Origin of the sequence: Amycolatopsis sp. ATCC 39116 (assembly GCF_000231075.2) — a bacterium.
Lineage (GTDB): Bacteria > Actinomycetota > Actinomycetes > Mycobacteriales > Pseudonocardiaceae > Amycolatopsis_E > Amycolatopsis_E tucumanensis.
Map to the genome: position 1 here is coordinate 18261 of NZ_AFWY03000076.1, position 9289 is coordinate 27549.

Annotated in this window: 7 protein-coding genes and 2 pseudogenes; 6 read left to right on the forward strand and 3 right to left on the reverse strand. The window is 72.2% G+C overall.

The features are described from left to right. Positions 1-19: 19 nt before the first annotated feature. The 3 genes and pseudogenes from AMY39116_RS0339320 to AMY39116_RS46465 form a co-directional block, all read left to right on the forward strand. Positions 20-346, forward strand: coding sequence for a hypothetical protein (locus AMY39116_RS0339320; protein ID WP_020423074.1), 327 nt, complete (start codon positions 20-22; stop codon positions 344-346). Between the two features lie 117 nt (positions 347-463). Next, positions 464-560: pseudogene (locus AMY39116_RS48215) on the forward strand (IS481 family transposase); the annotation flags it as partial. Between the two features lie 20 nt (positions 561-580). After that, positions 581-676: pseudogene (locus AMY39116_RS46465) on the forward strand (IS481 family transposase); the annotation flags it as partial. A 136-nt stretch (positions 677-812) separates the two neighbouring features. Here the strand turns inward: AMY39116_RS46465 and AMY39116_RS0339325 are convergent. Then, the gene (locus AMY39116_RS0339325) at positions 813-1334 is read right to left on the reverse strand and encodes an NUDIX hydrolase (RefSeq protein WP_020423075.1); all 522 of its coding nucleotides are present in this window, start codon (positions 1332-1334) and stop codon (positions 813-815) included. 50 nt (positions 1335-1384) lie between these two features. Between AMY39116_RS0339325 and AMY39116_RS0339330 the strand changes: the two genes are divergently transcribed. Then, a complete protein-coding gene (locus AMY39116_RS0339330; protein ID WP_020423076.1) occupies positions 1385-2986 on the forward strand; it encodes a RecQ family ATP-dependent DNA helicase in 1602 nt (533 codons plus the stop codon). A 9-nt stretch (positions 2987-2995) separates the two neighbouring features. Here AMY39116_RS0339330 and AMY39116_RS0339335 read toward each other — a convergent pair whose 3' ends face one another. Beyond that, positions 2996-4582: a hypothetical protein gene (locus tag AMY39116_RS0339335; RefSeq protein ID WP_020423077.1), complete on the reverse strand. Its 1587-nt coding sequence runs from the start codon at positions 4580-4582 to the stop codon at positions 2996-2998. A 147-nt stretch (positions 4583-4729) separates the two neighbouring features. Between AMY39116_RS0339335 and AMY39116_RS0339340 the strand changes: the two genes are divergently transcribed. Beyond that, positions 4730-7321: a bifunctional FO biosynthesis protein CofGH gene (locus AMY39116_RS0339340; RefSeq protein ID WP_027936626.1), complete on the forward strand. Its 2592-nt coding sequence runs from the start codon at positions 4730-4732 to the stop codon at positions 7319-7321. Positions 7322-7738: 417 nt separating this feature from the next. On the opposite strand, the gene AMY39116_RS0339345 is transcribed toward AMY39116_RS0339340, so the two are convergent. Next, on the reverse strand, positions 7739-8284 hold the full coding sequence (locus AMY39116_RS0339345) for an FBP domain-containing protein (protein ID WP_020423079.1): 546 nt from the start codon (positions 8282-8284) through the stop codon (positions 7739-7741). A gap of 15 nt (positions 8285-8299) precedes the next feature. On the opposite strand from AMY39116_RS0339345, the gene AMY39116_RS0339350 reads away from it, so the two are divergent. Beyond that, positions 8300-9118: an inositol monophosphatase family protein gene (locus AMY39116_RS0339350; protein WP_020423080.1), complete on the forward strand. Its 819-nt coding sequence runs from the start codon at positions 8300-8302 to the stop codon at positions 9116-9118. The last annotated feature ends 171 nt before the right edge of the window (positions 9119-9289 follow it).

Sequence of the window (9289 nt, forward strand, 5' to 3'; positions counted from 1 at the left end):
CCCGGGTACGCCTTGGCACATGTCCGAACTACCGCTGCCCGAGTACGACGAGCTGCCACTGGCCTCGCTGCAGCACCGCATCCGGTCGCTCGACGAGGAGCAGCTCGACCAGCTGATGTCCTACGAGCTGAAGCACGCCAACCGGCTGCCGGTGCTCGAGCTGATGCGCGTGCGCAAGCGCCAGCTCCACGAGGGCGCCGAGCCGTCGCACGGCGAGCACACCAAGATCCCCGAGGTGACCGGCCACGCCGGCGGCTCACCCGCCAAGCAGCAGACGGCGGCCGAGCCGAACACGCCGCTGCGCCACGGCGTCGCCGACCAGACCCCGCACCGGGGACGTTCCTAGATCCGCTGTCCGGGACGTTGGTGACTGGCTGACACGCTGAGGACGGTCTTGACAGGGGTGAGGCCTCCGGGTTCGGTGTGGCTTGCGGCAACAACGCCGATCACCAGGAGGTCCTCGATGGCGCACCGGAACGCGCCATTGAGCCCCACCGGCCGGCTGCGGCTGGCCCGGTGTCGTGGAGCAGGGGTGGTCGCTGCGTCGGGCGCCGTCACGGCCCGCCGCCGCTGGCCGCGTGATCGGGCCACCGGCGAGCCGATCCGCCGCCACCAAGGCGACCGCCCGGGCGAGCTGATCCACGTCGATGTCGCAAAGCTCGGCCGCATCCCCGACGACCACTCCCCCTGGCCTGCACCGAAACCCTGCCCGACGAGAAAGCCATCACCTGCGCCGCGCCCACGCCTGGTTCGCCGAACACGACATCGGCATCGGCGGCCACACCCCCGAACCAACCTGACCAAAAACACACCTAGAGCCGCTCCTGAACGCGGCGCAGCGTCTCGCGCAGGTTGTCCTCCGAGACGGCGTCGATCGCTTCGTCGAGCGGGAGCCACTTCAGCGGCGCGTCCGGCTTCTCCGGCCGCGCCGCTTCCGGCTGCCCGGTCGCCAGCACGTACCGCAGGTCCGCGTGCTCGTGCGCGGGCTCGGCGCCCTTCGCAGGCACCGGGACGACCACCGCGTGCAGCAGGTCCGCGGTCGGCCACGGCCGCAGATCGGTCAGCCCGGTCTCCTCGCGCCCTTCGCGCAGCGCGATCACCAGCGGGTCCGTCTCACCCGGGTCGCCGTGCCCGCCGACCTGCAGCCACGCCTGCTGACGCTGGTGCCACCGCAGCAGCACGCGGCGGCTCTCCGGGTGCACGATCACGGCGGAACCGGTGACGTGCAAGGGAATCTCCCGCGAGAACGGGTCCGCCGCGGTGGCCAGCACCTCCCGGATCCGCGCCATATCGGCGTTCTCGGTCTCGTCCCGTGCGGTGTAGGCCTCCAGCATGTCCGCAGCCTACGACGTTTCCGCCCCACGGATGGGGGAACACCCCGCCGGTGTCCAGACACGACGAACTCCGCCGGACCGCACGCGACACCTTCGGCTGGGCGGAACTGCGCGACGATCAGCTGACGGCGATGGCAGCGCTGCTCGACGGGCACGACGTGCTCGCCGTCATGCCGACCGGGTCCGGCAAGTCCGCGATCTACCAGATCCCCGCGCTGCTGATGGACGGGCCGACGCTCGTCGTGTCGCCATTGACCGCGTTGCAGCGGGACCAGGTGGGGCAGATCGAGGACAGCGACGCCCCGGACGCGGTCGCGGTCAACTCCGCGCAGCCCGCGCGCACCACGAGCAAGGCCTGGGACGCGGTCACCCGCGGCGACGCCGAGTACCTGTTCCTCGCGCCGGAGCAGCTGGCCAAGGACGAGGTCCTGGAGCAGCTCGACGAGATCCGGCCGAGCCTGTTCGTCGTCGACGAGGCGCACTGCGTGTCCGCGTGGGGCCACGACTTCCGGCCGGACTACCTCCGGCTCGGGCACGCCATCGAGCGGCTCGGGCACCCGCGCGTGCTGGCGCTGACCGCGACCGCGGGCGGGCCGGTGCGGGACGACATCGTCGAGCACCTCGGCCTGCGCGACCCGGTGCGCGTGGTGTCCGGGTTCGACCGGCCGAACCTCCACCTCGCGGTGCACCGCGCCACCACCGAGGAGGACAAGCGCGCCGCCCTGCTGAAGTGGGTGCGGGACGCGGAGAAGCCCGGCCTCGTGTACGCCGCGACGCGCAAGGACAGCGAACGCTACGCCGAGGAACTGGGCGCGGTGGCCTACCACGCCGGGATGAAGGCGGCCGACCGCAAACGCGTGCACGAAGACTTCCTCGCCGACCGGGTGGACGTCGTCGTCGCCACGTCGGCGTTCGGCATGGGCATCGACAAGCCGAACGTGCGGTTCGTCGTGCACGCGTCGGTTCCGGAGTCGGTCGACTCGTACTACCAGCAGATCGGCCGCGCGGGCCGGGACGGCGAGCGCGCCGACGCGATGCTGTTCTACCGGCCGGAGGACCTGGGCCTGCAGAAGTTCCTCACCGCGCGGCGCTTCGACGACGAGGGCATCGCCGAGCTCGCCGAGTCCCTGCGCGAGCAGGACGGCCCGGCCAGCCCGCAGGAGATCGACGGCGAGGTGGACCAGTCGCACCGCCGGGCGATGAACAACCTGAACCTGCTGGAGCAGACCGGCCTGGTCGAGGAGACCGGGCAGGGGAAGTTCAGCTACGCCGACACCGACCCGGAGGAGGCGACCGAGCGCGCCGCCGAGGTGTCCGAGCAGCGCAAGAAGCTCGACCGGTCCCGCGTCGAGGTGATGCGCGAGTACGCCGAGACGTCCGCGTGCCGCCGCCAGTTCCTGCTCGGCTACTTCGGCGAGACGCTGGACGAACCGTGCGGGTTCTGCGACACCTGTGACGCGGGCACGGCGGCCGAGCTGACCCCGTCCGACGGGGAGTTCCAGCCGGGCGCGTCGGTGCGCCACGCGGAGTGGGGCACCGGCCAGGTCGTGCGCCGGGAGGCCGAGAAGGTGACCGTGCTGTTCGACAAGGCCGGCTACCGCTCCCTGTCGCTGCCCGCGGTCCGCGAGAAGCACCTGCTGACCGAGGAGTGAGTCCCCGGCTCAGGGCGCGTAGGCGTCCAGGCCGAACAGGTCGAACAGCTTCTGCTGCACCGCGTCCCGGCAGGTCAGCAGCCGCCGGGTGCGCGGGCGGCCCCCGGTCGACGGGTACCGCAGCACCGTCTCCCCGATCCGCGACAGCAGGTCCAGCAGCTCACGCACCGACAAGTCCAGCCCGGCCCGGTCGGCCTCCTGCCGCATCACGTGCGTCACCGCCGTCGCCAGCACGCTCACCAGCGAGTGCACCGCGATCCGGTGCTCGGTCCAGTGCCGCCGCGGCGCGGACGCGGCCACGAACGGGCCGTTGAGCTGCCGGAACGTCGAGTCCAGGTGGTAGCGCGCCCGGTACGCGGTGATCACGTCGGCGACCGGCCAGTCGTGGTCGGTCACGAGCAGCTGCTTGCCGAAGTACTCCTCGTCCAGGCGCGACCGGGCGTTCTCGTCGACCCGCCACTCCAGCCGCAGCTCGGCCGGGCGCGTGCCGGTCAGCCGCGTGGACAGCACGCGGTCGACCCACCGCACCCGGGTGATCCGCGCGATCTCGGTCAGCACCTGCTCGCGGGGCCGTCGGTTGGTGCCCGCCGCCAGCGCCAGGGCGAGACCGTCGAGCTGCCGCGTGGCGCTGCTCAACGCCTGGGCGAACCCCCGCGCCTGCGCGGCGTGCAGCTTCGCCGAGTGCGTGAGCACCACCCGCCGGGTCGTGCCGGACACCACGGCGTGCGTGTCCAGCGCCGTCACCCCGGCGAAGCGGTCCGGGCCGACCGACCGGCGCGCCGACGCCGGGCGCGCCAGCAGCTCGGGGTAGTCGCCCAGCGGCAACGCGCCGACGAAGTGCCTGCCGTCGTCGAGGTCGAGCTGCGCGTGCTGGCCCGTCTCGAACACCAGCGTCACCGGGCCGGCCACCCGCGACGCCAGCCGGTCGGCCGACACCCCGAACGGGACCGCGCCCTCCCGCCGGTACACGCTCGACGCCAGCGGGATCGCGCCGTCCCGCGTGACCACCGTGCTAAGCCCGGCCGGGGACGCCGCCGCGGTTTCCGATTCCGCGTAGGTCGCGAAGTTCGGCACGTCCACCGCGAGCAGGATCGGCTCCGGCAGGTGTTCCCGCACGCGCGCGGACACCGCCTCCTCGATCCGCTCCAGCTGCGCCCGCGTCAGCCGCCGCGTGGCGCGCCAGAACTCGTCGTCCTGCACGGCGGCCGCGGCGATCCGCGGCCGCACGAACCGGCTCGCCGCGCTGTCCGCCCACCACTGCGCCAGATCCGTGCCCGGCGCGGTCGCTCGGTGCAGCACCGACAACGCGAAGTACGTCCCGATCGACACTTTCGCCTTGCGCGAGCCGAGCACGTCGTCGATCGCCGAGCGCACCTGGAGCCGCTCCAGGGTGGACCAGACGGCGGCGACGTCACCGAACGCCAAGTGCCGCGTACCGTCAGGTGAACCGGCTGCACCGTCCAGAGCTGCTGCGATGTCGTCGGCGGTGCCGAGATAACGCTGCGACGTGATCCGCGGCGCGCCGTTCACCCGCCCGGTGTGCGCGAGGTAGTAGTAGGTCTTGCCGCCGACCCGCTTGCCGATCACCGAAGCCACACTTTAGGTAATACGCCCGCACCGGCCGCGGCGCAACGACCACGGCCGTGGTGAGCAGCGGAAACAGGGTTCCCGCCACCCGGTGTGGCCGATCTTGCGCGGTCTGGTCCTGGCACCGCGGGCCGGGCCGGTCCTAGCGTTTCCGGTATGGCATCCGCTCCCACCGCCTCCGCGATGCGCCGCGCGCTGGCCCGTGCCCGCGACGGCAAGACCCTCGACATCACCGAGGCGACCGTGCTGTTGCACGCGCGCGACGAAGACCTCGAAACGCTGTCCGAGCACGCCTCCCGCATCCGCGACGCCGGACTGGCCGAAGCCGGCCGCGAAGGCGTCATCACCTACAGCCGCAAGGTGTTCATCCCACTCACCCGGCTGTGCCGCGACCGCTGCGGGTACTGCACTTTCGCGACGGTTCCGGGCAAACTGGACGCCCCGTTCCTGTCGCCGGACGAGGTGCTGGAGATCGCGCGGCAGGGCGCGGCGATGGGCTGCAAGGAAGCCCTGTTCACCCTCGGCGACCGCCCCGAGGACCGCTGGAAGCAGGCCCGCGAGTGGCTGGACGCGCACGGCTACGACGACACGCTGTCCTACGTGCGCGCGATGGCGATCCTGGTGCTGGAGCAGACCGGTCTGCTGCCGCACCTCAACCCCGGCGTCCTGACCTGGCAGGACCTGCAGCGCCTCAAGCCGGTCGCGCCGTCGATGGGCATGATGCTGGAGACCACCGCGACCCGGCTGTGGAGCGAGCGCGGCGGCCCGCACTACGGCTCGCCGGACAAGGACCCGGCAGTGCGGCTGCGGGTGCTGGAGGACGCCGGCCGAACGTCCGTGCCGTTCACCACCGGCATCCTGATCGGCATCGGCGAGAACTACGAAGAGCGCGCGGACGCCCTGTTCGCGATCCGCAAGGTGGCGCGCCAGTACGGCGGTATCCAGGAAGTCATCGTGCAGAACTTCCGAGCCAAGCCGGACACCAAGATGCGCGCCACGCCGGACGCCGACCTGCAGGAGCTGGCCGCGACGATCGCCGTCGCGCGGCTCGTGTTCGGCCCGAAGATGCGCATCCAGGCGCCGCCGAACCTGATCGGCAGCCAGTACGACCTCATGGTGCGTGCCGGGATCGACGACTGGGGCGGGGTTTCGCCGCTCACGCCCGACCACGTCAACCCCGAGCGCGCCTGGCCGCAGATCGACGAGCTGGCCCGGCAGACCGAGAAGGCCGGTTACACGCTGCGCGAGCGGCTGACGATCTACCCCGAGTACCTGCTCGCCGGTGAGCCGTGGCTGGATCCGCGCGTCGCCGGGCACGTCGCCGCGCTGGCCGATCCGGAGACCGGCCTGGCGCGCGAGGACGCGGTCCTGGAGGGCCGCCCCTGGCAGGAGCCGGACGGCGGCTGGCAGGACCAGGCCGGCACCGGGCGCACGGACCTGCACGTCGAGGTCGACACCACCGGCCGCACCGAGGACCGGCGCAGCGACTTCGACTCCGTGTACGGCGACTGGAAGGAACTCGCTTCGCAGGTTCCGACCGCGCCGCGCCGGATGGACACCGACATCGCGGAAGCGTTGCGTCGCGCGGAACGCGACCCGGCCGGTCTGTCCGATGCGGACGCTCTCGCGTTGTTGCACGCGGACGGCGCCGAGCTGGAGGCGCTCGCCTCGCTGGCGGACGGGCTGCGCCGGGACGTCAACGGCGACGACGTCACGTTCGTGGTGACGCGGAACATCAACTTCACCAACGTCTGCTACACCGGCTGCCGGTTCTGCGCGTTCGCGCAGCGCCGCACGGACGCCGACGCCTACACGCTGTCGCTGTCGCAGGTCGGTGACCGCGTCGACCAGGCGTGGGAGGCCGGGGCGACGGAGATCTGCATGCAGGGCGGGATCCACCCGGACATGCCCGGCACGGCGTACTTCGACCTGGCGGCCGAGGTGAAGCGGCGGCAGCCGGACATCCACCTGCACTCCTACAGCCCGATGGAGGTCGTGAACGGCGCGTCCCGGACGAACATGTCCATCCGGGACTGGCTGACGCGCGCGCACGAGTCCGGTGTGGACTCCCTGCCGGGCACGGCGGCGGAGATCCTGGACGACGACGTGCGGTGGGTGCTCACCAAGGGCAAGCTGCCGACGTCGAGCTGGATCGAGGTGGTGTCCACGGCGCACGAGCTGGGCATCCCGACGACCTCGACGATGATGTACGGGCACGTCGACACGCCCGCCCACTGGGTCGGGCACATCAAGCTGATCGCCGACCTGCAGCGGCGGGCGCTGGAGAAGACCGGGCGGCGCGGGTTCACCGAGTTCGTGCTGCTGCCGTTCATCCACCAGAACGCGCCGATTTATCTGGCGGGGCTGTCCCGCCCTGGCCCGACGAAGCGCGAGAACCGGGCGGTGCACGCGCTGGCGCGGATCCTGCTGCACGGCCTGATCGACAACATCCAGTGCTCGTGGGTGAAGCTGGGCGAGGACACCTGCCGGGACGTGTTGAACGGCGGTGTGAACGACCTCGGCGGCACGCTGATGGAGGAGACGATCAGCCGCATGGCGGGCGCGGACAACGGCTCGTACAAGACGATCAGCGAGCTGGAGAAGATGGTCGCACCGATCGGACGCCCACTGGTCCAGCGCACGACGACGTACGGCCGCCCGGCGCCGGACCGCGTGGCGGCGGCATTGGCCTCCGACGGAGTCGCCCAGGCCGTCCGACGGCCGCTGTCGCTGCCGATCGTCAGCTGAGAGCCGGCGCCCGGGGCGGCGAACACGGCCGTGTTCGCCGCCCCGGGTTCGCCCCTCCACCCGCTGCGTCGAGTCCACCCTCCCGCCACCGCGTACGCCTCTCCGGAGGGCGTGTTCGCCCCTTCGCGCGGCGTGTTCGCCAGTTGGCGCCGAGTTCGCCCTCGACCGCGCATTCGGCCGCCGGAGGGCGCATTCGCCACTTAGCGCGCCCAGTTCGCCATCTGTGTCGCGAGTCCGGCTGATTCGCCCGTCCGCGCGCCTCATCGCCTTCACGGGCACCGGCGCCGACCAGCCAGTCGCCGAGTTCACCCCTCCAGCAGCCGAGTCGGCCCTCCACGCGCGGCGAGTCCCCACTCGTGTCAGAGGTTCCCACACCCGCGGTGGTTCACCCCTCCGGGCGGCGAGCCAAGCGCGGCGTCAGCCGACGTTGTCGGTGGTCACCTCGTCCAGGAAGCGCGCCACGTTGGCGAGCATCCGCTCCACCCGCTCCTCGAGCGGCGCGCGTTCCACCGGGTTGTGCACCGCCGGGCGGCGCTTGCCCCGCAGGTAGAGCCCGCAGGCCAGGTCGGCGCACACGTACGTCCCGACGGTGTTGCCCTGCTTCCCCGCCGCGCCGACCCGCCGCGCCGCGAACAACGACACGTCCGTCGCCGCGTGGATCGTGCCGCAGAAGGCGCACAGCGAGGACTTCAGGGAGCTCCGGTGCTTCGCCGCGGCCCGCAACGCGACTCCGACCACCTCGTCCCCGTAGGGCACCACGAGGTAGGCGTTCTGCGCCGCACGCGGGTCCCGCCAGCCGAGGAAGTCCACTTCGGACCAGTCGAGACCGGACAGTCCCGGCGGCAGCGCCAGCCGTTGCGCCTCCCCCTTCGAGCAGTTCACGAACGACTTGCGGATGCGGTTCTCGTCAAGGGGTTGCACGGCCGGAATGATCCGTCGCACCGCCGCGAGCGGGCAAGTCATTTAGGATCGACTGTGATGAGCACGAAAATCGCGTGGCCGGTGCCCGCCCCGGGACTTCCCGAGAACGTCCACCCCGCACTCGCCGCGATGGCCCGCGCCGCCAGCGCCGCCTACGGGGACGCCCGCCGCAGGCACACCCGCGCGGAGCTGGCCGAAAAGGTCGCCGACGGCGCGGACGGCACCCCGACCATGCGCGTGGACGAGATCGTCGAGGCCGCGATCGCCGAGGAGGCGGACCGGCACCGCGTCAACCTGCTCAGCGAAGAGGTCGGTTTCGTCGACAACGGCTCCGCGGTGACGCTCGTCGTAGATCCGGTCGACGGCTCCAACAACGCCGCCAACGGGGTGCCGCTGAGCTGCTTCGGCGGCACGGTCGCGGTCGACGGCCAGGCGACCGAGGCGCTCACCGTGTGGCTGGACACCGGCCGCGCCTGGCACGCCCGCGCCGGCGAGCCGGTCCCGTTCCGCACCACCGGCCGCACCACGCTCACCGGCGCGACGGTCAACCTGCTCCGCCCGCACAAGCGCAACGCCGAAGCCTGGATGCGCGTCGCGGACAAGGCCCAGCGCGTGCGGATCCTGTCCACCACGGTGCTGGAGTGCGCGCTGGTCGCCGAAGGCTCGGTCGACGCGTTCTGCGACCCGGGTTCGGACACCCACCGGCTGGTCGACCTCGCGACGGCGATGGTCACGGTGCCCGCGGCCGGCGGCGCGGTGATCGACGTGCGCGGCCGCCCGCTGGAGATCGACCCGGACCTGACGCGCCGCTGGTCCGGAGTCGCCGCCGCGAGCCGCGCCCTGGCCGACGACCTCGCCGCGACCGTCCTCGGCTGAGCCGGATCTGCACCCGCGGCCACCGCCGGTGAACAACCCAGGCCTCACCTGCGGCGGGGTCTGGAGCGCCGCCGCAACCCGCGCCCAGCCCCTGTGAACAACCCGGTGTTCACCCACTGCCGCGCCGGCATCGCCGCCGTAACCCCGCGCCCAGCCACCGCTGGCCCCGCG